This is a genomic window from Bradyrhizobium sp. NBAIM14 (assembly GCF_020193895.1).
Taxonomy (GTDB): domain Bacteria; phylum Pseudomonadota; class Alphaproteobacteria; order Rhizobiales; family Xanthobacteraceae; genus Bradyrhizobium; species Bradyrhizobium yuanmingense.
On the sequence record NZ_JADYVQ010000096.1, the window covers coordinates 1 to 434 of the forward strand.

General features: G+C 53.2%; 1 protein-coding gene. It reads right to left on the bottom strand.

Translation table 11 applies throughout. The features are described 5' to 3' along the window. Nucleotides 1-95 precede the first annotated feature (95 nt). Nucleotides 96-434: ABC transporter permease (locus tag I6F28_RS37165; protein ID WP_524536138.1), on the bottom strand; the 339-nt coding region annotated here is incomplete at its 5' end.

The following is a 434-nucleotide window of genomic DNA, read 5'->3' on the forward strand; positions in this document are numbered from 1 at the left end:
CTCTGCGGCCTGCACATTCATAGAGATTGCGGCAATGCCAAGAGCGCTAAGTAAGGCGATTTTCTTAAAGCGATGAAGTGTCATGAAGATATCCTTTATGGCAATGGGTTATTGGCCCGACGCGCCAGCCACTCTTTAATTTGCTGGCGATGCAGGCTAACGGAACGACCTACGACAACGACGATAAGTAGCGCACCGGAAAGGGCGCTGGACACCTGATTTGGCACTCCTGCCATTTGCAAACCTTGTTGCAAATATCCCACTAATAAAACCGCAATGGCGGTGCCGATAATGGAACCGGAACCACCATAAATATTGGCACCGCCAAGCACCACGGCGGTGATGGCGGGCATCAGAAACGACGCACCGAGATCGGAACGTGCTGAACCAAAATACGATACCAGCAGCACAGCGGCGACCGCAGACGCCAGCCC